22 protein-coding genes are annotated in these 24385 nt (G+C 67.8%); 10 read left to right on the plus strand and 12 right to left on the minus strand.

Going from position 1 to position 24385, the window contains the following annotated elements; all coding sequences use genetic code 11:
• Positions 1 to 5: 5 nt before the first annotated feature.
• A complete protein-coding gene (rplQ, locus tag AADH62_RS04935) occupies positions 6 to 596 on the plus strand; it encodes a 50S ribosomal protein L17 (protein ID WP_292734350.1) in 591 nt (196 codons plus the stop codon).
• Positions 597 to 725: 129 nt separating this feature from the next.
• Positions 726 to 1805, plus strand: a complete 1080-nt coding sequence (locus tag AADH62_RS04940) for a GNAT family N-acetyltransferase (RefSeq protein WP_292734347.1) — start codon at positions 726 to 728, stop codon at positions 1803 to 1805.
• Between the two features lie 152 nt (positions 1806 to 1957).
• On the opposite strand, the gene AADH62_RS04945 is transcribed toward AADH62_RS04940, so the two are convergent.
• Positions 1958 to 3943 (minus strand): acyltransferase family protein, encoded by a 1986-nt coding sequence (locus AADH62_RS04945; RefSeq protein ID WP_341578540.1) that lies wholly within the window; start codon positions 3941 to 3943, stop codon positions 1958 to 1960.
• Positions 3944 to 4042: 99 nt separating this feature from the next.
• Between AADH62_RS04945 and AADH62_RS04950 the strand changes: the two genes are divergently transcribed.
• Both AADH62_RS04950 and AADH62_RS04955 read left to right on the plus strand, forming a co-directional pair.
• A complete protein-coding gene (locus tag AADH62_RS04950; protein WP_341578541.1) occupies positions 4043 to 4894 on the plus strand; it encodes a tRNA pseudouridine synthase A in 852 nt (283 codons plus the stop codon).
• A gap of 78 nt (positions 4895 to 4972) precedes the next feature.
• A complete protein-coding gene (locus AADH62_RS04955; RefSeq protein ID WP_228177298.1) occupies positions 4973 to 5629 on the plus strand; it encodes a hypothetical protein in 657 nt (218 codons plus the stop codon).
• Positions 5630 to 5661: 32 nt separating this feature from the next.
• Here the strand turns inward: AADH62_RS04955 and AADH62_RS04960 are convergent, their stop codons facing one another.
• Together AADH62_RS04960 and AADH62_RS04965 are read right to left on the minus strand one after the other, a co-directional pair.
• Positions 5662 to 6819: a hypothetical protein gene (locus AADH62_RS04960; protein ID WP_292734340.1), complete on the minus strand. Its 1158-nt coding sequence runs from the start codon at positions 6817 to 6819 to the stop codon at positions 5662 to 5664.
• Positions 6819 to 8453 carry a HAMP domain-containing sensor histidine kinase gene (locus AADH62_RS04965; protein WP_341578542.1) on the minus strand — a complete coding sequence of 545 codons (1635 nt, stop codon included), beginning with the start codon at positions 8451 to 8453 and terminating at the stop codon, positions 6819 to 6821. Before AADH62_RS04965 ends, AADH62_RS04960 begins: the two co-directional genes overlap by 1 nt.
• 155 nt (positions 8454 to 8608) lie before the next feature.
• On the opposite strand from AADH62_RS04965, the gene AADH62_RS04970 reads away from it, so the two are divergent.
• Complete coding sequence (locus tag AADH62_RS04970; protein ID WP_341578543.1) at positions 8609 to 9382, plus strand: fructose 1,6-bisphosphatase; 774 nt, start codon at positions 8609 to 8611, stop codon at positions 9380 to 9382.
• A gap of 17 nt (positions 9383 to 9399) precedes the next feature.
• Here AADH62_RS04970 and AADH62_RS04975 read toward each other — a convergent pair whose 3' ends face one another.
• Positions 9400 to 10497, minus strand: a complete 1098-nt coding sequence (locus AADH62_RS04975) for a hypothetical protein (RefSeq protein ID WP_341578544.1) — start codon at positions 10495 to 10497, stop codon at positions 9400 to 9402.
• A gap of 161 nt (positions 10498 to 10658) precedes the next feature.
• On the opposite strand from AADH62_RS04975, the gene AADH62_RS04980 reads away from it, so the two are divergent.
• On the plus strand, positions 10659 to 12257 hold the full coding sequence (locus AADH62_RS04980) for a glycosyltransferase family 2 protein (protein ID WP_228177293.1): 1599 nt from the start codon (positions 10659 to 10661) through the stop codon (positions 12255 to 12257).
• Between the two features lie 27 nt (positions 12258 to 12284).
• On the opposite strand, the gene AADH62_RS04985 is transcribed toward AADH62_RS04980, so the two are convergent.
• Positions 12285 to 13451 carry a response regulator transcription factor gene (locus tag AADH62_RS04985; RefSeq protein ID WP_292734335.1) on the minus strand — a complete coding sequence of 389 codons (1167 nt, stop codon included), beginning with the start codon at positions 13449 to 13451 and terminating at the stop codon, positions 12285 to 12287.
• A 156-nt stretch (positions 13452 to 13607) separates the two neighbouring features.
• Positions 13608 to 14678: a glycoside hydrolase family 6 protein gene (locus AADH62_RS04990; protein WP_228177291.1), complete on the minus strand. Its 1071-nt coding sequence runs from the start codon at positions 14676 to 14678 to the stop codon at positions 13608 to 13610.
• Between the two features lie 134 nt (positions 14679 to 14812).
• On the opposite strand from AADH62_RS04990, the gene AADH62_RS04995 reads away from it, so the two are divergent.
• A complete protein-coding gene (locus tag AADH62_RS04995; protein ID WP_228177290.1) occupies positions 14813 to 15526 on the plus strand; it encodes an endonuclease/exonuclease/phosphatase family protein in 714 nt (237 codons plus the stop codon).
• 43 nt (positions 15527 to 15569) lie between these two features.
• On the opposite strand, the gene AADH62_RS05000 is transcribed toward AADH62_RS04995, so the two are convergent.
• A complete protein-coding gene (locus AADH62_RS05000; protein WP_341578545.1) occupies positions 15570 to 15707 on the minus strand; it encodes a hypothetical protein in 138 nt (45 codons plus the stop codon).
• 58 nt (positions 15708 to 15765) lie between these two features.
• Positions 15766 to 17709, minus strand: a complete 1944-nt coding sequence (locus AADH62_RS05005) for a DUF4012 domain-containing protein (protein ID WP_341578546.1) — start codon at positions 17707 to 17709, stop codon at positions 15766 to 15768.
• A 134-nt stretch (positions 17710 to 17843) separates the two neighbouring features.
• Here AADH62_RS05005 and AADH62_RS05010 point away from each other — a divergent pair, with 134 nt between their 5' ends.
• A complete protein-coding gene (locus AADH62_RS05010) occupies positions 17844 to 19139 on the plus strand; it encodes a HipA domain-containing protein (protein ID WP_341578547.1) in 1296 nt (431 codons plus the stop codon).
• A gap of 21 nt (positions 19140 to 19160) precedes the next feature.
• Here AADH62_RS05010 and AADH62_RS05015 read toward each other — a convergent pair whose 3' ends face one another.
• Positions 19161 to 19757, minus strand: coding sequence for a hypothetical protein (locus tag AADH62_RS05015; protein WP_341578548.1), 597 nt, complete (start codon positions 19755 to 19757; stop codon positions 19161 to 19163).
• A 144-nt stretch (positions 19758 to 19901) separates the two neighbouring features.
• Here AADH62_RS05015 and AADH62_RS05020 point away from each other — a divergent pair, with 144 nt between their 5' ends.
• Entirely contained in the window at positions 19902 to 20780 is an 879-nt protein-coding gene (locus AADH62_RS05020; protein WP_341578549.1) for a universal stress protein, read from the plus strand.
• A 200-nt stretch (positions 20781 to 20980) separates the two neighbouring features.
• Here AADH62_RS05020 and AADH62_RS05025 read toward each other — a convergent pair whose 3' ends face one another.
• From AADH62_RS05025 to AADH62_RS05035, 3 genes are all read right to left on the minus strand, one after another.
• The gene (locus AADH62_RS05025) at positions 20981 to 21964 is read right to left on the minus strand and encodes a hypothetical protein (RefSeq protein ID WP_228177520.1); all 984 of its coding nucleotides are present in this window, start codon (positions 21962 to 21964) and stop codon (positions 20981 to 20983) included.
• A gap of 195 nt (positions 21965 to 22159) precedes the next feature.
• Positions 22160 to 23056 (minus strand): CPBP family intramembrane glutamic endopeptidase, encoded by an 897-nt coding sequence (locus AADH62_RS05030; RefSeq protein ID WP_228177284.1) that lies wholly within the window; start codon positions 23054 to 23056, stop codon positions 22160 to 22162.
• Positions 23057 to 23159: 103 nt separating this feature from the next.
• Positions 23160 to 24134 carry a hypothetical protein gene (locus AADH62_RS05035; RefSeq protein ID WP_341578550.1) on the minus strand — a complete coding sequence of 325 codons (975 nt, stop codon included), beginning with the start codon at positions 24132 to 24134 and terminating at the stop codon, positions 23160 to 23162.
• A 111-nt stretch (positions 24135 to 24245) separates the two neighbouring features.
• Here AADH62_RS05035 and AADH62_RS05040 point away from each other — a divergent pair, with 111 nt between their 5' ends.
• On the plus strand, positions 24246 to 24380 hold the full coding sequence (locus AADH62_RS05040) for a hypothetical protein (RefSeq protein WP_267189479.1): 135 nt from the start codon (positions 24246 to 24248) through the stop codon (positions 24378 to 24380).
• Positions 24381 to 24385 lie beyond the last annotated feature (5 nt).

Raw genomic sequence — 24385 nt, forward strand, 5'->3', positions numbered from 1 at the left:
CTGACATGCCCAAGCCCACCAAGGGTCCCCGCCTCGGAGGCGGCCCCGCCCACGAACGCCTGCTGCTCGCGAACCTCGCCGCGGCGCTGTTCACGCACAAGTCGATCAAGACGACCGAGACGAAGGCCAAGCGCCTGCGTCCCCTCGCCGAGCGCCTGATCACCTTCGCCAAGCGCGGAGACCTGCACGCCCGTCGCCGGGTGCTCTCGGTCATCGGTGACAAGGAAGTCGTGCACATCCTGTTCGCCGAGATCGCGCCGCTGGTCGCCGAGCGTGAGGGCGGCTACACCCGCATCACGAAGGTTGGCAACCGCAAGGGTGACAACGCCCCGATGGCGGTCATCGAGCTCGTGCTTGAGCCGGTGAACCCGAAGCCGAAGTCGGCGAAGAAGGCTGCTCCGGCCGCCGCTGCGCCGGCCGCGGAGGAGGCTCCCGCCGAGGAGACGCCCGCCGAGGCTCTGGCGCCCGAGGTCGAGGAAGAGTCCACCGACGAGGCAGCTGCGGCAGGCGCCGAATCGCCCGAGGAGGGCGAAGCCGCTGAGGCCGCCGCCGAGGATGCCGTTGTCGACGCTCCCGCCGAGGACGACGCCAAGTAATACCCGGGTCCCAGACCCGCCGAACCCACACCTTCGCGCGCGAACCCACAAGGTTTCTCGCGCGGATCGTGTGGGTTCGGCGTTTTCGTGTGGGTTCGGCGCTTTGGCGGCGGCGCGTAGGGTGGGACGGTGAACGAGAGCACCGCCCCTGCACCGATCCCTGAGAACGCCACGCCGAGTGATGCGCGGCCGCTGTCAGAGCGTGTCGGAGCGCCCGAGACCGTCGATGAGATCCAGCATCCGGATGTCGCCACCTGGCGCCCCGCGACCCGGGCGGACCTCGACGAGATGGTGGCGCTCGTAGACTCTTGCGACAGGGTCGATCATCCGACGTGGTTGACGCCGCGCGAGGATGTCGAGGAGATCTTCGAGCTCTCACATATCGATCCGGAGCTTCACACGAGACTCGGCTTCGCCGCCGACGGCGAACTTGTCGCCATGGCAGGCATCCTGGTGCATCCGTCGCAGGACAAGCATGTGTACGTCTATTGCACCGGCATGGTGCACCCGCGGTGGCGCCGCCGCGGTATCGGCACGCAGGTGCTGCGCTGGGAGTACGAGACCGCCCAGACCGAGCTAGCGCGGACGGATGCCCGGCTTCCAGGTGCGATCTTCCTTCACGCGTACGAGCACGACGCTGAGGCTCGCGCGCTGGGTGCGCGGCGCGGGATGCCCGAGGAGCGGTGGTTCACGACGATGCTTCGCGACCTCAGCGACCCGATCCCCGAGGTGCCGCTGGATGCCGGATCCCCGGCCCTGCGGATCGAGACCTTCGGCCCGCAGTGGCGGGATGCGACCCGTGTGGCGCGCAATGACGCCTTCCGTGACCACTGGGGGAGCCTCGAGACGCCGCCGGAGCGATGGGAACGGTTCGTCAGCGGTTCGCAGTTCCGCGACGACCTTTCGCGCGTCGTGGTGGACGGCGACCGCGTGGTAGCGATGGCTTTGGCTACCGTGAACGAGGACGACTGGGAGGTGCAGGGCTATACATCGGCATACGTCGCGCTGATCGGTGTCGTTCGCGACTATCGCGGCAGGCGGCTCGCCCCGGCGGTGATCACTGCCCTGCTCACGGCGGCACGGGATGCCGGACTTGAGAAGGTCAACCTCGACGTCGACACCGAGAGCCCGACCGGAGCGAACAGTCTCTACGGGCGGCTGGGGTTCGAGGCCACGGACCGTGAGGTCGCCATGGTCGCCCGGTTCTGAACGGCGCCCGTTCCCTCAGCCTGACCCAGCTAGCGTCCGGCTAGACCGCTGAACCCACGCGTTCCTGCGCGAGCCCACAGGATTCGCCGCGCGGAAGCTGCGGGATCAGCGCAAATCGGTGGGTTCGGCGGGAGAGGACAAGCGCAGTGGGGCTACTGGGCGATCCGCGCCTCCTCGCGGGTGGCCTCACGGTAGGCCCGGGTCTCGATGAGGTACGCGTCGATCGCGCGTTGGTTCTCGGACTGGCGGATCGCAGCGAGCACGGTGTCGGCGTAGATCTGGCCGCCCGAAGTGCCGGGGTGGATGCGGTCGCCGGCGAGGTAGTCCACGTGGGGGTCGATGGCGCTCGCCCAGTCGGCGACCAGAGTGCCCGGGTGGGCGTCGGCAAACGCGGTGATGTCGCTGTTGACCCCGGGGATCCAGTCGCGGGGCGCGTAAGCGTTCACGAGCACGAGGGTCCTGTCGGGCCCGGCGGTTGCAGCGATCCGCTCGTAGGCATCCCGGCTGATCGGACCGTTCGTGCCGAGAGCGACGACCACGTAGCGGCCGAGCTGCCCCGCGGCGGCGAATTGGTCGACGATGCCGGGGCCCGCCCAGGAGGACCGCGAGACTGCGGCATCCACCCGGATGCCGGGAAGCGTCTCGTACAGCGAGGGTGCGGCAGCGAGCATGACCGAGTCGCCGACGGCGGTGACCTCGCCGCCCGAGATCGGCGTCGGTGACGGCGCGGGCGGCCGGACGGCTCCATCGGCGAGGGCGCCAGCCGGTGCCGGCTCATCGGGTTGCGGTCGGGTATCCGCCGACGGCGTCGGGCTGGCGGATGCCGCATCAACGGCTGCCTGCCCTTCGGCGACGACTGCTTCGCCGGATGACACGCTCGCACCGGTGGTGGCTGCCGCTACCGTGCCGAACACCAGGGCAGTTGTGGCAAGGCTCCCGACGACGGTGCCCCACAGCGCCCCGGCATCGACGCCGACCCGTGCGCGTGCCGCGCGCCACGTTCCACGGAAACCGAGGCGCCGCACCGGTGTCTCAAGGAATCGGTAGGAAGCCTCCGCGATGACGACGGTGAGCGCCAGCGTCGCGAGGCCGACCCACACCGGTACTCCCGCTTCCGGTGCGGTGCCCTGCACGGCGGCGACCAGCAGGACCAGGAGGGGCCAGTGCCACAGGTACAGGCCGTAGGAGCGTTCACCGATCCACCGCAGCGGACGCGCATCCAGGGCCGGGCCGAGGCCGGCGTGCGGCCAGACGGCAGCGACGATCGCGATACCCGTCAGGGCGCTCGCGGCGGCGATGGTCAGCGGAAAGGTTCTGACGGAGTCGGTGGGTGCGAGCAGGGACAGCCCGACGAGGCCGATCACAGCGGCCACGCCGAGGATCGTGGCGCCGCGACGGACTGTCGTGCGCTGCATCCAGAGCGTGGGCGCCGCCAGGGCGCGGTGGAGGACGAAGGCGAGTGCGACGCCGAGGAGGATGCCGAACGCGTGCGAGTCGGTGCCGTAGTACGCGCGGCTGACGTTACCCGTCGCCGACACGATGTCGCCCATCCATACGGCGGATGCTGCAGCCAGTGCGACCGCCGCAGCAACCCGCGCCCACGTGCGCGGCAGCAGCAGGATCAGGGGGAGCGCGAGCGGCCACAGCACGTAGAACTGCTCTTCGATGCCGAGTGACCAGAGGTTGCGGAAGAGCTCCGGGCTGGTGGCGCCGAAGTATCCCTCGCCGATGATGATCGCGATCCAGTTGTAGCTGAAGGTGAGGGCACCGGCGATCTGGGCGCCCAACCGGACGAGAACATCACCGCCGACGACCCAGGCTGCGCTCGAGCACACGAGCAGCAGCAGGACCAGCGCAGGCAGGAGGCGTCTGGCTCGCCGACGCCAGAACCCGACGAGGCTGATCCGGCCGGTCGCGTCGCGCTCACGAAGCAGCAGGGTCGTGATCAGGAACCCACTGATCACGAAGAAGACGTCCACGCCGATGAACCCGCCGACGAACCACCACTGTGGGAACAGGTGGAAGACAACCACGAGGATGACAGCGAGCGCGCGGAGGCCATCCAGGCCAGGAAGCCTGGGGCCTGAGGTGGCGCCGTGGATGGCACCGTGGCGGTCGGTGTGGAGGGGGCTGGACAACGGCGGCTCGGTCGGGCGATGCGGGTTCGGGTACCCAAGTCTACGTCCGGGCGGCGCGAGTTCCCTGGGGCTGCGCCGGGTGCTGATTAGGCTGAAGACGTGCGCATCCGGCTCGACATTTCCTACGACGGTTCGCACTTTCGCGGGTGGGCGCGGCAGCCGCATCAACGGACGGTGCAGGCAACGATCGAGGGTGCGATTTCTCGCGTGCTGGGGGGAGATCCGCGGCTGGTCGTGGCGGGTCGAACTGACGCCGGAGTGCACGCGAGCGGCCAGGTCGCTCACCTGGATCTCGACGACGGACAGGCCGCACGGCTCGCTTCTTCGCGCCGGCGCACGGAGCATGACGACGGCGTAGCAGCTCTCGCCCGTCGCATCCGGGGTGTGCTCGGCGCCTACGCCGATGCCGCGGTGACCCGCACCTCGATCGCACCGGACGGCTTCGATGCGCGGTTCTCGGCGGTATGGCGTCGCTACGAGTATCGCGTTGCTGACGATTCGGTTCCCTACGATCCGTTGGAACGTCACCGCACCACCGTGGTGCGCGGTGAGCTCGATGTCGCCGCGATGGATGCCGCAGCCGGCGCCCTGCGGGGACTCCACGACTTCGCTGCGTACTGCAAGCCGCGGGAAGAGGCCACGACGATCCGCACACTGCTCGATTTCGGGTGGGTGCGCGAGGCATCCGGCGTGCTGGTTGCCACGGTTCGGGCTGACGCGTTCTGCCACAGCATGGTGCGCGCCCTGGTGGGCGGGTGCGTCGCGGTCGGTCAGGGGCGACTCGGCGTTGACGACCTCGTGCGTATCCGCGACGAGCTGGCTCGAGTACCCGAGGTCAAGGTGCTCGCCGCCCGCGGGTTGACCCTCACCGAAGTCGGATACCCCGCCGATGACCTGCTTGCGCACCGGGCGTCGCAGACCCGCGCACGACGGGACCTCGACGCGGACTGAGGGGCGCAACGCCGCGGATGCGTAGACTGATCCCACCCCCGCGCGGGGGGTGATTCATGATCCCGAGGGGGGATGGAGATGAAGGCCGTTGGTCGCAGCGACGCGAGCGTCGGCATCCGTGGTCGTTCGGCGAGAGCTCTCGCGAGGGCGGGTGTGATCGCCGGTTTGGTCGTCCTGCCGATCGCGCTCGCCGGATGCGGCCCCGCTCCGTGGAACAACTGGGGCTACGAGACCTCGAGTCCGACGCCGACCTCCACCCGGCAGACCGTCGCCCCGCCGGTGAAGAACGATCTGTCCAGCGGCGCAACGCAGCGAGACCTCCAGGCCGGAGCCGTGAAGGCAACCGTCGACTACTGGTCGACGCTGTCGATGGACAAGTGGACAGCCGACGCGCTCAAGCCGATCAGCCTGTCACTGATCACGACGATTGAGCCCAACGACGGCCAAAAGGTCTACCTGCAGCGGGCGACGATGGTCGCGGTGCCCCAGAGCGACACGGGAGACCTTGCTCCCCTGGATCCGCAGGTGGATGCTGCGAGCGTCAACCCCGGTTATCTCGTGCTCTCGCCCTACAGCTACTCACAGAACTTCACCGTCGGTCCGGTGCCGTCGAACGCGATCTCGGTGACAGTCCAGTTCACGTACGACTTCCTCGTGCAGACGACCCCGACCTCGAACGAATACGCGAAGCAGACGGCATCCGACACGCTGACGATAGCCATCGCGCAGCAGTAGCTCTCGCGCAGCAGTAGCTCTCGCGCGGCCGGTCAGGCGGTAACGCGCTCCCAGCGGTCGCCACCCTGCGCCCGGGCCGTAGCCGCGGCCTCGGCCGTGGTGGCAAGCAGAGCGTCCAGGTCGAATCCTGCCGTCGCGACGCTTGCCCAGCCGATGCTGGCTGAGGTGGTCACGGTGATGGGGGCCGCGGGGTCACGCACGGCGATTCGCCTCAGCACATCCCGTACGAGGTCCCGGATGACTGCCTCGGGACGCGAGATCAGCACGATGACTGCGCTGTCGGGGGCGATCGCGATGTCGGCATCCGTCGGGAAGACGGCAGTGACGCGCGCCTGGATGTCGCGAAGGAGCCGACCGAAGATCGCCGGGCCTCCCGCCTCTTGCAGGTCTTCGGCGTCGTCGAGTTCGATGCGCAGGAGCGACCACGTGTCGGCATCCCGCGCTGCCGCACGTTCGAGACGCTCGCGGGCCGTCCCGACGAACCGACCCCAGTCGCCCTGTGGCGCGCTCGACTCGATCGCTCGCGACCCCGGGGTGACCAACGGCACCAGCGACACGAGGGCGCACACCATGTAGACGAGCATCCCGATGGAGTTGAAGATGCGTGTCGAGGCGAAAGCTTCAGCCGTCGAAAGCGGGGTGAAGAGGGCACCGATGAGCACCGTGACGCCAGCGAGCGCGTAGCCCGCCGAGGCGACGACGATGGGCCACAGCAGACGCTCGGACCGTTCCGGGATGCGCCGCCACTCGAGGAGGAACAGCACCCCGAAGATGCCGGACACGAAGAACATGACACGGTAGGCCAGTCCGAACCAGGCCGACTCACCCGGCGCGAGGAGCGCGAGGATCGACGCGGCGGCGACGAGAGCGCTGATCCACGCGTAGGTGCGCACTTTGCGGTGGGCGCGCAGTCCCGACCACAGCAGCGCCGGGGCACCCAACAACAGACCCATCGACCCTCGTCGCAACTCCTCGGATTCGGCCGCGGTCGCGGCGAGGTAGCCGTAGCAGGCCACCATGATTCCCATGAACGTCAGCGACCACAGGAGGGTGGACCGGCGGGGCCTTGCGAGAAAGGCCAGCCCCACGAACAGGATCGTGCCGAGGGTCGCGATGGTCGCGTGGGCGATGCCGATGTTCGCGCCGTCGAGGTCGGGCCAGGGCAACTCACCAGGTGCGGAAAAGATCATCACGACTCCGGAGTGACGGAACGGGGAAGGCGGAGAGTCACTGTCGTGCCGTGACCGAGTTCGCTGGTCACCGTGAGGGTGCCGCCGTGGGCGGTCACGATCTCGCGCGCGATACCGAGCCCGAGACCGGTGCCGGGTGCCTGTTCCTGGGCGCGGGTGCTGCGAAACAGCGGGTCGAACACGTGCTCCAGGTCCTCGGACGCGATGCCGATACCGGTGTCGGTGACCACGATCACGGCGGTGTCGCCATCCAGGGACGCCGAGACCCGCACGGATCCGCCTGCCGGCGTGTACTTGACGGCGTTGCTGACGATGTTGTCGAGGACCTGCCGGAGGCGGAACACGTCGCCATCCATCCGCAGGTGCGCGGGAAGATCGGTTTCGAGCGTCACGCGCTGTTCGCGCGCCGACGCAGCGAAAGCTTCGCTGACGGCGGCGAGCATCGGGACGAGGTCGAAGGAGCGGCGGTCTTGGGTGGGGGTGAACCCGCTGCGTGAGCGTTGCAGCATCGTCGAGGCGATACCCAGCATCCGTTCGCTGGCCGAGAGGATGGTCTCGAGGTGCTCCCGAATCTTCGGAGTCAGCTCGTCCTCTTCTTCGAGTGCGAGGTCGGCGTGGCCGATGATGACGGTGAGCGGGTGCCGCAGCTCGTGGGAGGCCACCGCGGCGATACGTTCGCGTTCGCGCTCGGCCTCGGTGACGGCGGTGATGTCGTGGGCCACGAGCATCGTCGACGCGGAGTCGTCGGCTGACGAGGTCAGCGGCATGGTGGTCACGGAGAGGGCATGCCAGGTGCCCTCGGCGTCGAAGAGCCAGACACGGGCATCCTCGAAGATCTCGCCGCGCTGCGCACGCGCGAAGGTTCGCTCGGATGCCGGAATCGCCGTCCCCTGCAGGGACGCGTACTCGACCGATGTGGGGGGAGAACTCGGGTCGTTGAGGTTCGTGCCGTAGAGGCGGTCGTAGGTGGTGTTGGCAGCGAGCAGAGACCCGTCACGGGCGAAGCGGAGGATGCCGACATCCACGCCGTTGATCAGCTCGATCGTGCTGCGCTCGGCGTTCGAGACCCGGTTGAGCGTCGTCTCGAGACGCCGCGTCTGGCCGAGGAGCAAGCGCTTGAACGCGCGCGTCTGGCGCATCGTGATGCTCGCGGTAACCCCCAGGAACGTCACGCCCAGGAGCACAGTGAACAATTCCACGGCGCCGGGGGGCTCGGCCGAGGTCGCCGCCTCAATCAGAAGAGAACCGGCGATGGTTGCGACAGCAGCACCGAGTGCCCAGCGCGAGAAGTGCAGGCCGATCCACATGATGGGGAAGACCCAGAAGAAGCCGAGCGGCAGGATCGAGGATGCCGCCATAAAACCGACGGCGACGATGTCGGCGAAGGGGATGACCAGCGGCAACCACCGGGGCATCCGCGCCCAGGGGGTTACGAGAGTCACGGCGGTGGCCAGGATGACGATCGCCACACCGGTGAGCATGAGCCACGACGTGAACAGCTCCGGCTCGTAACCGAGCGACACGACCGAGATGATGATGATCGAGACGCCCAGGGAGAGCTGCGTGAGCCAAATAGACCTCACTCGCACTGTCGCGCCGTCGACGTCGCGGAATTGCGCGTCTCTTGCGCTCACCTTGTGCTCCCCCTTAGACAGCGTTGAGTTCAGGCCTTTGTTCGTATCGTATACTTCCAGCGCATCCGGCTTGTGGAACCCGCCATAAGCCTCAGAGAACCGCGGAAAATCAACCCTCGAGGCACCCTGCTCGTCGGTCCGCTCAAGGAGAAACCATGGCCACCGCCCCGCAACGGTCGCGCGTCGTACGCCGCGTCGTGCTCGGTGCTGCCGCACTGGCTTTGGGCGCCTCGTCCTTGACCGGATGCCAGCAGATCGCCGAAGCGTTCAATTCCATCCAGGGCGGACCTCCGGGTGCCGCGTCCACGGCGACGCCGGTTCCCCAGCCGGTCTCAACGACGGCGACGATGGACTTCGACTCGCTGTTCTCGTACGACGGGTCTGTCTCGCTCACGACGGATGTCGCGTCCGATCTGGAAGTCGTTCTCGATGTGTGGGCTGCCGACCCGAAGCGAACCCGCGAGTGGACGCCGAACAATGAGAAGGTGTTCGGGTTCGCGATCAACGCGTATGACCGTCGCGTCGATGACAAGGCGGTGTTGACGCAGAAGCGCCGCGTCTACATTTCGTCGATTTCGATCACGTCGCAGACCGCGCAGACCTCGGGGATGGTGCAGCAGCCGTTCCAGTTCGCCGCCGACCCGCGCACGCTGGTGCCGCCGGACACGCTGCGCTCTGACCGCGGCCTGCTGCTCAACAGCTATCAGGGTGGTCTGCTCGTACCCGAGACGACGATCTTCATGCTTCCGGCCGATACGTACGGCATCACGCTGCAGTTCTCGTTCGGCATCTACGTCGAGGGCACCGCCAACGACGACGCCTCGTTCGCGCAACAGACGATCTATCAGTACCTGCCGATCGCGATCTACAACGATCAGGGCACGCTGAACATCGTGTCCAACGAGCCGACCACCGCGCCTCAGGGCTGAGCGGGAGCCGGAGCGAGTCAGCTGACGACGCCGCCTGCCGGCCGGGTCTTGAGATCACTCGTGGCGGTCGGGGCGGCATCGGGCCAGACCGCGGCGAGTTCTGCCTCGGAATGCAGCGTGTAGCGCGTTATGCGGATCTCGATCGCTTCGCGGTAGTCGAGGTTCGGCACGGCGTGGGCGGTTGCCGCCTTCACGACCCTCTCCAGGTTCTCGATCCGCTGGTCTCCGGGAAGTGCGACGACATTGCGGCCGACGCGGCCGCGATGTGCGGCGTCGGGAAGGAGCTCGTGAAGAGACATCGCCGCAGCGCGATCCACGGCTGTTGCTGCGGGGCCACCGAAGGCGGCGCGGATGAGACTGAGGTCGGGGACCTCGACGTCGTAGACGGTCACCGCGCCGTGGGAGGCGATGTCTGAGCGCAGCGCATTGATGAGGTGCTCGATCTGCCGTGCTCGAGTCTCCAGCGCGCGGTCGCTCCACCACACCGCCACGCAGAGGGTTACCACGAGCAGGATGCTGAGAACTGATGCCGTCAGGGGTGAGAACACCGTTTGAAACGCGGGGGAGTCCTCGCCGACGGCGAAGAACATGAACGTGCGGATCGCCGAATACACGGCGTAGACGGCGAAGATGACACCGATCAGTCGGAAGGCTGCGATGTCGCGCGCCGGCGGGCGGAAAGCCTCGATCGCGACCCCTCCGCATCCGACGGCCACCAGGATCAGCCGCAACACGAAGCCGTCGGTCGGGCCCCCGATGACGGCGGTCACTGTCGCGCTCGCGATGAAGGTGGCCGCGACCGCCACCGACACCACCCAGCCGGGGGTGATCGAGGTGTCTCGCAGTTGTCGCATCCCCGCCCAGAAGTAGGCGGGTCCGCCGACGAGCGCCGCGTTCGCCGCCCCGATGATGATCGGCATCGGCTGATCCGGCACCAGTGCGGATGTGATGCCGGCGACGACTCCGCTCAGGGCTGCGGCGGCAGCGAAGCGCAGAAAGTACCGACGGGCAGCGCGCCCACCATTGGGGAGAGGCTTGCCGGGCAACTGGATGAGGGCCGGTGCGGCGATCACGAAAGCGATCGCCAGGACGGCAGACAACTCCAGTACACTCATTCTGCGCTTCTGTTTCTCGGGGCCTCGGGTATTCACCGGAGGCTTTCTTGAGGAAAACCTGAGGTGATGCTCTTCGACAACAGACCGGATGCTTGAGCCGAGTGTAGCAGTGTGGTAACAGCACTTCGGTTGGCGCGCGGATTGAGGGAAGGAGCGTGCTGATGTCCCACTGGGAAGCCCCGTACGTTCCTCCGTACCCGCAGCAGAATCAGCCCGCGATCGGGCAGTATCCCGGTACGGCTTACGCGGGTCAGCAGTACCCGGGGCCGCAGTACGCCGATCCGGCATACGGCCAGCAGCCATACGCTCAGCCCTCGTACGGCGACCCCCGGTTCCCGAACGCGCAGGTCGAGACCTCGCACGCGGAGTTCACTGACGAGTTCGAGTCGGTGCTGGAGCGCATCTCGGTGCACCGGTCCACCATCGGATGCGTCATCCCCTGCTACAACGAGGAAGAGTCGATCGCGGGGGTGCTCGAGGGTCTGCTGCACCAGACGCGCGTGCCCGACGTCATCCACGTCGTCGTCAACAACACCACTGACGCCACAGTTGCTATCGCTTCGCAGTACGCCGGCCCGCACCAGGTGGTGACCGACCTCGGCGAGCAGTTCACCGAGGTGTTCATCCACGACATCGGCAAGAACCCCGACAAGAAGGTCGGTGCGCTGAACTACGGCTACGCCCTTGTCGAGGGCTACGACTACCTGCTCGGTGTCGACGGCGACACCATCGCTGACGAACGGGCAGTGGAGTACCTCGAGACCGAGGCCGTCGGTGACTCGCGGATCGGTGGGATCTCGGCGATCTACACGATCGATGACCGCCCCATCAAAGGCCTGATCGGCAAGTTCTTGATCGCCGGTCAGCGCACGCAGTTCGCGGCGTTCAACCTGCAGAATCTGCTGCGCGGACGCAACATGGCAGTGCTCGGCGGCCAGTTCTCGATTTTCTCGACGGCGGCACTGCGCGATGTGATGCGCGCCAACCACCAGAGCACGCCATGGGTGAAAGACAGCGAGGTGGAGGACTCCCTGCTGTCGCTGCAGATCAAGAGCGCCGGCTACCTCACCAAGATCAGCCCGTACGCACGGGCGAGCGTGGGCGGCATGACGACCCTCAAGGGGTACGACGCGCAGCAGGTGAAGTGGACCTACGGCGCGATCGAGCTCATGTGGCCCGGCCAGCGCGGCGACACCAAGGGGCAGCCCTTCCACCCGAACCTGCGCCTCCGGTGGTTCGAGAACTTCGGCATGCTCACGAACCTGTTCGTGCGTGTTGCGTTCTTGACGCTCCTGGCAGCATCGCTTTCGATCAACGCGTTCGTCTTCTCGCCCTGGTGGCTCATTCCGCCGCTGGTGGCGACGCTGCTGAACCTGCGCGTGGCGCTGACGATGAAGTACGTGAACCAGCGAGACATCCTGTTCTCGGCACTCGTGTTTCCGGCGGAGATCTTCATGTGGATCCGGATCGGCCACTTCCTGCGGTCGTGGTCGTCGTTCCTCTCGCGCAAGAAGGTCGACAACTGGGCTGCTCAGGCGAAGGCCGAGCGTGGTGGCGGTGTGTCGCTCGGGCACTGGGTGCCCATGATTCTGCTCGTGATCACGGCGATCGCGATGGCCTTCATCTGGTCGCTACTTGACCCCGTGGTGCAGTCGTCGATCCTGTGGGTCGGCTGGCCGATCGTCGGTGTGGTCACCGTCATCCAGACCCTGCTCATGGCGTTCAAGCTCTTCCGCCGCCAGTACGGCTACAAGGTCTGACGGGCTCGCGCGCCAGCCCGGGCCGGGTTACTGGCCCGGCGGCGGCGCGACGTTCTCGGCTGTCATCCGGTAGCCGACGCCGCGCACGGTCTCGACGTAGCGCGGGTTGTTCGGATCGTCGCCGAGCTTTCGGCGCAGATTCGTCATGTGCGCTTCGATGGCGCGCTTGTCGGCATCCCCGACGAAGTACGACGTCACGTATGACTCGCCGCGCAGCACGAGCGTCAGGTCGGCCTTGCTTCGCACCCGGCGCTTGGATTCCATGAGCGTCGCCAGCAGCTCGAACTCCGTGCGTGTGAGTTCGACCTCACGGTTGCCGACCAGCACGATCCGCGAGTCCGGGTCAAGCACGAGGTCACGGTGGACCAGAGTGTGGGGTCCGAGGTGGTGACCACCGGGACCTGGGACCGGGGCGTTCGGTGGTGTGCGTGCCACCAACTGAGATCCGGGAGGCTGCTGGTTGCCGCCGGCTCCCGGCGGGTCGACCGGAGCCTGCGGCGTCGGCGGATAGTACGGCTGTGCGCCTCCGGGCTGCGGATAACCGGGGTGCTGAGCGGGGTAGCCGGGCTGGGGTGGGGCCTGGGTCGGCTGTTGCCCTGCCGGGTAGGGAGCCTGTGCCGGATGCTGGCCCGGGGCCTGGGCGGGGTCGCCGGGCGTGACGGCTCCGGTCGCATCGATAGTGGCGAACGGTTGCTGCGCTGCCGGCGGCACGGCGCTGGGCGCAGCGGGCTGGGTAACGATGGCGGGTCGCGCGCCCGGGAACGAGGGCCCCGAGGGTGCCTGCGCGGGCGGCTGGGCTGCAGTCGGTGTCTGGCGCGGGCGGCGCAACAGCGCTTCGATCCGTGCCCGCAGTTCCCGCGGGCGGAACGGCTTGACGATGTACTCGTCGGCGCCGGCTCCTAAACCCAGGACGACGTCAGCCTCGTCTTCGAGGCCCGTGAGCATGATGATGTAGGTGTCGCTCTGGGCGCGGATGCGGCGGGCTGCCTCGAACCCGTCGATACCGGGCATGTTCACATCGAGGGTCGTGATCAGTGGCTGGTAGGAGAGGACGGCACGGACACCGTCGATGCCATTGCCCACCGAGACCGTCGAGAACCCGGCCGCCTCGAGTGTTTCGGCGAGGATATGCCGGATCTGCGGATCATCCTCGACGATGACGGCGGTCTTGCTCACCCCCGCGTCAGTGCTCATGCTCGATTGTCTCTTTCGCGTCGGGCTGGGTCGAGTATCCGAGCCGCGTAATCCCAGGCATGCGCGGCCGACCCTCTTGATCGTACACAGGCGGGCAGACCGGGGGCGCGGTCATCCTTCGGCGTGCCACGGTGGCCTGCGTGCCGAGCGCCGTCCTCAGGGGAGCGTGACGTTGCGGGTCAGCTCCACCGCGGACTGGGGCCACCATGCGCCGGCTACCGGTCCGCCGTTGCAGGTGCCGTCGCTTTCGCCTGGCGGCTTGATCCAGAGGTTCGTGTCGACGACGTCGTCGCCGTAGGTGCCGCCGGGAGCGCCGATGAGCCTGCCCGGGGGGTTGCACCACTCGCCGTTGGAGCCGGCGCCGTTGCGAGACGTGTCAACGATCGCGTGAAGGCCGCCGGTCAGGCCCGAGAGCTGGTGGGCGTAGTCGAACTCGATCGCCGTGTCGTTGTAGTTCGAGACGTTCGTCGCGAAGCCGCGGATGACATCGTTCATGCCGATGCCGTTGATGAGCTCGGCCATCTGCGAGGCCGGCAGCCAGGTCGAGTGACCGCCGTCCACATAGATCCAGGTGTTCGTCGAGGCGAGTCGGGTGATCGCATTCCGCAGCTGCTCCGTGCGCTCGGCGGTGTTTCCGCACTCGGGGGCGAGGGCCAGGCTGTCGGGTTCGAGGACGACGGTTTTCTGGATGTCGGGGGCCGAGTGCAGGGCCTCGCCGATGATCTGCGTCCACTCGGCGTAGGCTGCATCGTCCAGTCCGCCCGCGGAGAGGCCGGCGCTGCAGTCGCGCTCGGGAAGCCCGTAGACCACGATCGCCAGCGCCTTGCCCTGCGTGCGGGCCTCGCTCAGGAGATTCGTCATCCGCGCGCCGATCTCACTCACCGGATCGATCTCGGGGGTCAACCAGTAGGCGGTGGGCTGGGCTGCCAGGTAGTCGGTAGCGGCGAACTCGTCGGTCCCCTCGGCGAGGCCCGGCAGTGCGAGGGCGGCTTTCGACTCCTCCGGGGCGATGATCGTCGTCCCGACTGCCGGAGCGGTAGCGGTCAAATCACGCACCCAGTGATTCAGGAACATCCAGACGGTGGCGGCGATGGCTGCCACGAGAACGACGCCGACCGACACGATCGTCGCGATAGCCCACCCGGGCAGGATCTTCGGCTGTGATTCCGGGCGCGCCGCGGCGGACTCGGGCTGTTCTTGCACCACGTGGGCGCGTCGGGAGGGCACGACCAAACTCTAGCGGAGGGCTTCGGAGGATCCCCGTGAACCCCCTCCTGCGGTGAAGAGATCGCAAACGCTGGGGATATGTCCAGCGGAGCGCACGCGGTCGGCATCCGTGCCCCTCTATCGTGGGGAGTGGCATGAAGGTCATCTCGTACAACCTGCGCAAGCACCGTGCGGCAACCGAGCTGCGAGAGCTCGTCGAGCGCCACGGTGCCGATCTGCTGTGCCTGCAGGAGGCCGACACGACCGACATCCCCGATGACATCGGTGGGCTCGTGCTCGCCGACTCGACCCAGCGCAATCGCCTGGGTCTTGCCGTCTACTACCGCCAGAACACGTATCGCGCCGTCGATGTGCGAGCGATCGCGCTGAAGAAGTCGCTGCACGATCGGGTTCTCAAGCCCGCCGAGGAACGGATGCTGGGGGTTCGTCTGCACGACATCGACACCGGCAACGACATCGTCATCGCGTCCTTCCATGCGGCGCCGCTGACGGCCCTGAACTCGTTGCGTCGGCATCAGATCCGCACGGCTCTGACCGAGCTCGACCTGTTGGGGGAGGGCCTGCCGAAGCTCATGGTCGGCGACTACAACTACCCCGTCTTCAAGGAGCGCCTCGGGCAGCACGTCCGCGACCAGGGGTACGAGCTGAATCTCAGCGACTCCCGCACGTATACGCGGTATCGGTTCTTTCGCGGACACTACGACTTCGCGACATCCGTTGGTTTCACGATCGATACCGTGCGGACGCTGCCGCAGGGGCTCAGCGACCACCTGCCGATCCTGGTGACGGCCGAGCCGACCCCCGGTTCGGGTGCAGCGTCGACGGATGCCGCGAGCGGCGTCGCCTGACACAGGCGCCTGACGTGGCGCGCGGCTCACGCCGGGCGCGTGCTCAGCGGATCGCTGCCGCGTAGTGCATGAAGGCGGCGTAGACGAGCACGCCCACTCCCGAGGCCAGGAGCGCCACACCGAAGTAGAGCAGCCAATTGCGGGACTTGCGGGGGCCTCGCGGTTCGTAGGGGCTGCTCATGATGCCCGATCCTAGCCAGATCGAGCCGATCGCGAGTGACGTGCGTGTTACAGGAGGGTTATCCCTCGTCTGCCGAGCCCGTGAGCGGGCATGCTCCCCCAGCCACGAGGCCCGTTCCACCGATCGTCGGTGTCATGAGGGCTTCGAGTGTCGGGGTCGGCGGGGTGCGGACCTGGATGGTCGCGGTAGCGGTTTCGCCCGGGTTGAGGTTGGTCTCCCAGATCAGCACGTCGCGACCGTCGTGGGTGCCGGTTCCGAACACTGTCGCTGCTCCCTCGTCACCGGCGACGCTCGAGATGACCTCGGATCCGGTCGGAAGGTACAGGTAGGCGATGGTTCTCGTGATCCCGGCAGGTACGCCGAAGTTTCCGCCGCCGGTGATGTATTCGGGGAGGCTGGTCGCGGCATCCGCGGGAGCCGTGCTGTGGAGGGTGACCGACACCGTGGCGAGGGGGTTTTCTCGGAGGTATTCACCGGGACGGAGGTTCTGCGTGAAGGCGGTGCTCGCTGCGCACCAGCCGACTGACGCCGTGGCCTCGGTGTAGTAGTCCATCTTGGAGCCCGTGCCGTCGTTCAAGTACACGCCGAACTGTGTGCGGGTGTCGTCGGTGACGGGCAGGCCGCCCTGGATGGTTGCGCCGTCGAGGATCGCCTGCTCGGCCGGGTCGGCGCTCCACATCAACAGTCGGCGTTCGCTGCCGGCGCGGGCGAGCGCCTGGATGAGCCCCGCCGGCTCTGCTGCGCCGTCGGCGATCGTTTCGAAGACGACGGCGGCTGTGGCGGCGAAGAACGCGTCCTGGTCGCGGGGGTCGGGGTACCGCTGGTACACCTCGTTGAGTAGCAGCGGCACGGCGTTCTCGCTCGTGAGCTGTTCGCCGGTCGGGAGTGTGATGGGGCCGGTGGCCTCAAGCAGGTACGAGAGGGTGACGGGGTCCAGGGCGAAGACGCCGTCGACAGCCACGCCCGTCTCTCGGAGCCACATTTCGCGGGCCAAAGGGCCGTCGATCGTGTAATCGGGGATCTGGGTCACGTTCTGGATGTAGACGCCGGGCTTGTCAACGAAGATGCCGAGGATCTCGTCCGACAGGGGAAGCACGGGGTCGGCGTATCGCGTGAAGTCGGACGAGGAGCCCTGTCCGGTCAGGTCCATGCGGCCGCCATCCGTGTGGATCATCGCCATTGCTCCGACGATGCCGCCGAGCGACCGCCACTCCGCGTTGTTCTGGAACATGACGAGGTAGTTGCGGGGGCCCTCCGCGCCGAGAGCGAGGGGGAGGAGCTGGGAGGTGCGGCGCAGCGCGTCAGCCGCGGTGAGACCGCTCGTCAAGAGGTCGCGCACCTCGGTGACAGGGGCTGCGAGGGGAGCCAGGAGTTCCGTCGTATCGATCGCGTTGACCGATGCCGACGCCTGCCGCAGGCTGTCGGTCGCCGTGGTCGCGACGTCCGAGAGGCTCGCGATGGCGGCGACGTCGAACGCCCCGCCCGCGGGCCGCAGCGTGTCGAGCGAGAAGCTCGACGCCGCTTGCGCGAGCGGTTCGAGGGCGGTGGTGGCGACATCGTCGACGGATGCGATGACTGTCGCCGTGGCGGCCAGTTGCGGTCCGATCCACGGCAGGTGCTCGGCGGCGCCCCACACCGGGTCGGAGGTGAGCGAGCGGGCCGCCGAAGTGTCGGCGGTCAGGGCCGGTACGATCTCGGCTGCCGCGGCAGGGTCGGTGAGGGAGTCTCCAAGACTCGAGGCTGCGCGCTGGGCGTCAGCGACGTGGCCGTAGGCGAGCGCGCCTCGGATGCCGATCCAGGCAGCCCCCGCCACGCCGAGAATCAGGATGCCGCCGAAGACGGATGCCGCGACGATGCCGGCAGTGCGTTCGCGGCGGTGACGCCTGCGCGAGGTCGCGCGGCGAGACCTTTCGGCATCCACGGCCCGGCGCGTGGCAGCGATCTCGTCATCGCTGGGTCCCTCGGGCGTCGTGCCCTCGGGTGTCGCTGCGTCGTCATGCATGGGTCGCGCGCCCTCCTGTCCTCAGGGAAGCCTATTGGTCCGTAACCGAGTGCACGATGAGAGGCAACCGCATGACGGGCCGTAACATGCGCCCCCTAGGGTGGTGAGCTGGGCGATGGAGGGACGAGGTTCCCATGGTGACGGTGAACGCGACGACCCAGCGTGTCTGGGTGGACGCGGCGGCGACCCCGGATTTCGCGCCTGGTCCCGTCGGCTGGATGGATGTCGTGACGCTCGCCGAAAAGGCGGTGCGCGTCACGTTCGCGTATGACGCCGCCTACCTCGCGCGACCGGATGCCTACGCGGTATCTCCGGAACTCCCGTTGGAGCCGGGCCCTCAGGCGCTCGGGTCGATGCCCGGAGCGTTCGTGGATTCCAGCGCCGATTCGTGGGGGCAGAAGCTGATCCGCCGGCAGCTGCGCGCCGAGGGTGTGTCCCTTCTCTCGGAGGTCCATGCCCTGTTGGGTGTGTCGGATGAAGCGCGCACTGGCGGGTTCCGGTTCCGCGAGCTTCCGACGGCGGGCGAGGAAGCATACGTCGCCGACCGTGCTGCGCAGGTTCCGGTCGTGCTCGACCTGCGCGACCTGCGGGCGGCGGCCGATCGGACGCGAGCAGGTGTCTCCTCGAGCGAGCAGGCGATCGCCGAGCTTCTGGATGCCGGCACGGCGGTGCTGGGAGGTGCCAGGCCCAAGGCCCTCGTGCGGCGGAAGGGGCGGGCGCTGCTCGCGAAGTTTCCGGCACCGGATGACGAACACGACGCGATCCGATGGGAAGCGGTCTCGCTGCACCTCGCTCATGCCGCCGGGCTTGCGACCTCGCGGGTGCGCACGATCGAGATCGGAAAGCACGCAGTGCTGCTGGTCGATCGATTCGATCGCGTCGGGAAGGCGGACGCTGCGGCAGCGGAGCCCGGGAATGCGGGGGAGTTGCGGATCCCCTACTGGTCGGCGCGGACCGCGACCGAAGACGGCCGGGACTATCTGGATGTCGCTCGAGTCATCCGTGGCATGGACGCGCCCCGCGATGTGATGCGTGCCCAGCTGCGGGATCTGTGGCGACGCGTGGCGTTCGCGGTGGCCGTGCACTGCACCGACGATCATCTTCGTAACCTGGGATTTCTGCGGCGCGAGGCAGCGTGGCGGCTGTGTCCGGTGTTCGATGTCGAACCCGATCCGGTGCAAGAGCGCCCGCGTTCGACGGCGATCGTCGGTGTGGTCGACCCGGATGCCGCGCCGGCGGCTCTCATCGCGCTCGCCGGGGAGCTCGGAATCAAGACGTCGTCGTGGAAGCGGTCCCTTGCTCAGGTTCTCGCCGCGGTGGGTTCGTGGCCGGATGTCGCGAAGCGGGTGGGACTTGCCGAGGACGAGTTCGCGGCGATGGATGCGGCGATCGGCCACCGCCGCGACGCGCTTGCGACGCTGCTGGCCTGAGTCGGCGTGAGACCCGCCGGATCAGGAAACGGTGAGCGGGGCGATGACGGCGGCGACGAGTTCGCTCGGATCCCGAACGAGGGTGAAGTCCCCGGCATCCGTCACGACGCCCGGGGCGGCGTACCCCAGCGTGACGATGCCCGGTTGGCTCGTGCGGGCACGCGAGACGAATGCCTCGATCGCGTCCAGGTCGCTGTCGGGAACGATGCCGAACACCAGCGCCGTGTAGGTGTCCGCGGACAGGTAGGCCAGCGCGGCATCCGCGTGGTTCGTCTTGGTCACTGTGGTGCCGAGCTTTTGCAGGGCGATGGTCTCGGACATGCTCGTGTCGGGGTCGTCGTCGACCCACAGCACGCGTCCCGGGTGCACTCGCTCGGGGAGTTTCGGTGTGACGCCGAGGCCCTGACCGCCGCGTGCTGTGTGTGCTTCGCGCAGCTGCGTGGCGACCGCCTCACGGTCTTCGGGTGCGAGGGTGATCTCGATTGTCGAGAGTCGCTGGGCCGGGACGCGGACGGTGGAGGTGCGGCGGATCCAGAGGATGACGCCCACGAGAGCCATCACGATGATCACCCCGACGAAGCCGAGGACGAGCGTCACGAAGCCGGTGTCGATCTGCATGAGGTCAGTATGCCCGGTCGGTCGTGCGGTGCGCGGGGACAACTCGGGCGTGGGAAGGACAACTCGCCTGGATGAAGGACAACTCGCCTGGATGAGGGACAACTCGCGTGGACGAGGGACAGCTCGCATGAATAGGGTGAGGGCATGACCGAGAATGCTGCGAACGGCGAGCCATCCTCCCCCGGAACTTCCGCGACGATCGTTGTGGGTGCGACGAGCAAGCCTGGCTCGCGGCGCGCCATCGAGTGGGCGGTCGCGCGCGCGGTGAGCACCGGTGCTCGCCTGGAACTGTTCTCGGTGATCGGCGGCGCCGTGGGTGCTGTCGGTGAACAGGAGGTCGTGCAGCGCGCCGTGGACTACGAAGAGGCCTTTCTTCGTAACGAGGCGGCGAGCCTGTCTGCCCGGGGCATCGATGTTGCGGTTCGCGTGACACACGGAAACCCGACGAAGGAGCTCGTCGAGGCGTCAGCGGATGCCGGGCTCCTCGTGATCGGCAGTGATCACACCGGCGGCACCGAAAAGCACCGCGGGCCGCACGGGACGCGAATCGTGGCGGGAGCGCACTGCCCCGTCGTCGTCGTGCCCGACATCGACACGACCGGACGCACGGGAGTGGTTGTCGGCGTCGATGGTTCGGAGGTTTCGCACGCTGCTCTCGCGTTCGCCGCCGCCGAGGCCGCACGATTCGCCGAGCCGCTGACCGTCGTGTCGACGTGGATGCCTGTCGTCTACACCGGCGATATCGCCCCGTACCCCGACATGTACCTCACTGATCTGCAGGGCACAACCGAGGCGTTCGCGCAGTCGATGGCCGATGAGGTGCGAAAGGACCACCCGAACCTCGAGATCGTCGTGCACGTCGACGAGGGGGACCCCGCTGCCGTGATCACGGAAGTGGCGGCATCCGCCCGTCTTGCCGTCGTCGGGACGCACGGGCGTACCGGGCTGGCCCGGTTCCTGCTCGGGTCGGTCAGCACCCAGGTGCTTGACCACCTGACGACGGTCACTGCAGCGGTCCGCTAACGGCAAAGCCCCCGGCTCGATCTGGGGGGCTGTCGAGCCGGGGGCTGTACGCGAGACGCGTACCTTCGCGGCGGATGAGTGACCCGAAACACTCAGCGCGCGGTCTTGCCACGATGAGAATGGCACGGTTCGCGACTTCGTGCCGGGGGATTGTCAACTGCGCGTCCCGGATGCCATAATCCGCCGCGCGGGCAGGTGGGTCAGCGGCCGAGCAGCCTACCGACCACGCTCGGAAGCTCTCCCGGGGTGGTGACCACCTGGTCGTGAGGCAGCTCGGGTGCACCGGGTCCGGTCACGATGGTGCCGGGGGCGTACGCAATCGTCGGGACCCCCGGATAGTTGCGGCGTACCGTGCGGATGAAGTCCGCGGCGGTCATCACGTCGCCCTCGCGGCCGCAGTCGGTGACGACTAGGAGGTACTTCTCTGCTGCGAGGTATGCCAGCGCAGCTTCGCAGTGCCGCGCGACGGTGACGGTGAGGCCCATGCGGTGCAGGGCGACGACGTCGGGGACGTGGCTGTCGGGATCGTCGTCGACCCAGAGCACGCGGCCGAGACGGAAGACCGACTTCTGCGGCGCGCGCGGCGGCGCGACGTAGGGCTGCTGGGGGACGCCCGCCGCCTGTTGCGGCGGGTCGGGGGTCGGTGCGGCCTCCGGGCTCAGGGATGCTGCCGGGATGGGCTCATCCACGGGAGGGGAGGGAGGTTGCTGCTCCGGAGCCGGCGTGGGCGCGAGCGCGGTCGGAGCGGGGCCGAAGGCGGCGCTTGCCACGGTGACCGGTTGCGCTGACGGGTTGGGGGCGAAGACGTACTCGATGGTGCCCTCGTCGACCCGCGGTGCCTGTGGCGCGGTGGCAGGCGGCGCGGTGACAGGGGGCGCGGTAACCGGGGGAGCAGTGAACTGAGGTGCCTGCGGCTGCTGCTGGTACGCCGCGGTGGGTGCCGTGTAGGGATGCGACATCGGCGTGCCGACAGTGTTTCGCGGCGCGGTTACGGTGCGGACCGTGCCCGTCGTGACAGCGGGGGTGCTCATGTCGGGGTACCGCGGCATGCGCTGTGCGGGCTCATGACGATCGGAGGTCGCTTCTGCTTTGTTGCTCTCCCACATCGCCCAGCCCACGACGAGTCCCAGCACGGCAACGACGCCGAAGCCGATCATGAGGGTGATGAGTGAATTACTGTCCATGTTCGAACCTGGTGCTGAGTCAGGGTGAGCCATGTTGCACGCTCTCGGGTTGACCACTATTGTCTGCGATCCGCGTAGTGCGGCACGACAAACTGTGCGAACTCTCATCTAGCGCACGAGAGATCCCCGGCTTTTGCGTCGTTTCCGGACGATTCCGGACGTGAAAGCTACGTCGGACGACGTCGTTTCGCCGGGTTAGGCGGTGCGACTGTTACGACCGCGAGCCCAGTACGCGATGGTGGCAGCGGCCATGATCGCGAGCATCACGACCGTGGTGAGGCTGGCCTCCAGGCCGAACAGGCCGCCCGAGACGAGGGGGTTGGCATCCGTCGTCTCGACGACCGCCAAGAGCGAGTTCTCTGCGGGGATGCCCGACACCGGGATGCCGAAGAGGCTGTTCTGTGCCCAGTTCCACACGGCGTGGAACGCGATGACCCCCCAGAGGCCGCCTTCGCTGAGCGCCCAGAACCCGAGCAGCAGGGAGACGAGAATGAGCGAGAGGACCGAGAGGATGTTCATCCCCGTGTTGAGGGAGTGCGCGAGCGTGAAGAAGACGGTCTGGGCGATCATCGCGGCGAGGATGCCGAAGCGCGGCATCCAGGACTGGATGAGGTACCCGCGGGAGATGAGCTCTTCGGCGCCGCTCTGGATCGAGAACCCGACTAACGCGAAGATCACCCATCCGAGTGCGGTCCAGGCGGCGTAGCTGCCGTCGGGAGTCTGGAGGAACTCCATGTTGCCGGTGAGGACTGCCACGGCAACGGCGAGGGACATCGCGCCGAGTGCGATCGCGGCTCCTCGCGCGATCTGCAGCGGGGCGCGGGAGGGGGAACGGAAGCCGATACTCGCGAATGCCCGCCGTTCCTTGAATCGCAGCCAGACCCACAGCAGGATCCAGACCGACAGAAAGGCCAGGCTGCTGATGTTGGTGAGGCCGAGGGCTGTGATGCCGGGGATGAGGGCGAGCAGGATGCTGGTGGCCATGACCGACGCGAACAGCACCACCGCGACGATCGAGCCGACAAGCGGCCCGGTCGGTCGCTGCGCTTCGCGCATTGCGCCGGCGAAACTGTCACGTCGTGTTTCGGTCACGGGGCCTCCCAGGTCGGCGGTCCCGACCGACCCTAGCGAATGGAGGCGGGGTGGCGCAGGGCTTGTGGTGCGGCTGCCTCCTCGGCTAGGGCGACCCGGGCGGTCATCCGCGCCCTGCCTGTTGTGCGCCCCAGACGGCGCCGAGCGCGAACTGGCCGGTCACGCCGAAGTGGCGCATCGCCTGGTCCACGCGGCGCCTGCCGGTTCGAGGGCTCAGGCCCAGCGTGTGAGCGGCGGCCTCGACGGTCATGCCCCGGCTCATCAGGGCGAGCATCGGCGCCCACGGCTCGTCGCTTTGGTCGACAGCGGTTGCCTCGCCCCACAGTTTCTCGAAGACCCAGGATGCGAGAGAGACGACCTCTTGCGAGCTCGTGGCGAGCACGCGGGTTGGATGGGGATCACCCCAGACGGAGGGGAGGGTGACGGTGTCGTCGTCGATGATCCAGAAGAAGCTGGGCGGTGACGGGTGGGTTCGGATCCAGGTGCCTGCTGCCAGTTCGTTGTCGAGGTGCCATCGGTTGATGGGGTCGAGGGCGTCTTCGTCGGAGAGGATGACGCGGATGCGGCTCTCGCCGTCGATCGGGCGCGCGGCCCAGAGCGTTTCGGCGTAGTCGAGGCCGGCGTCGCGCAGGATCTGCGTCGAGGGGATGCACAGCTGTGCTGATCGGGGCGCCCGGCGTGAGGACTGGGCGCGCCACATGTCGGCCAGCGCCCAGGTGCCCTGAACAGTGGTGGGCGATGTCGAGGTTCCGGTCCCGTCAGCCGTCTCGCCGGCATTCCAGGCCTGGAGGAGCTCCGGGATGCTGGCAGCCAGGGCATGCGCGGCGGCTGCGGCATCCGTGAGTTCGCGCACGCCGTCGTCGATGATCTGCTGGATGGCGGTGGCTACCGTGAAGTCGGGTCGTCGGTGAGCGATGGTGTCGCCGGTGACTCTGAGGAGTCCGCGGCGCTCGAGGAGTGCGAGCTGTTCTCGCAAGTCCGCCTCGTCGAGGCTCAGCCTGGTCGCGAGTGTGGCCGGGTCGGCGCCCGGGTCGTGGAGGGCAGCGGCGAGCACGACGAGAGCGCGCTTGTCGGTCATCGGTCCTCCTTGAGGCGCGTTATGGCCAATGGCATTAATGTGCCACGTCCGGTGGGTAACGTCGGCCAGGCGCACGCGCCCGCGTGGCATGTGGACCGTCGAGGAGGAACCGTGAGCGAGCAGCCTGCACAGAATCAGCCAGCTGAGAAGAAGTGGACGGTGGGGCGGATCGTGCTGGCCGGCATCGGTCTTGTCGCACTGGGTCTCGCGGCGTACTGGATCACGTACGCGCTGCTGCTGAACTGAGCTCT

This window comes from Microbacterium schleiferi (genome assembly GCF_038150145.1).
GTDB lineage: Bacteria > Actinomycetota > Actinomycetes > Actinomycetales > Microbacteriaceae > Microbacterium > Microbacterium schleiferi_B.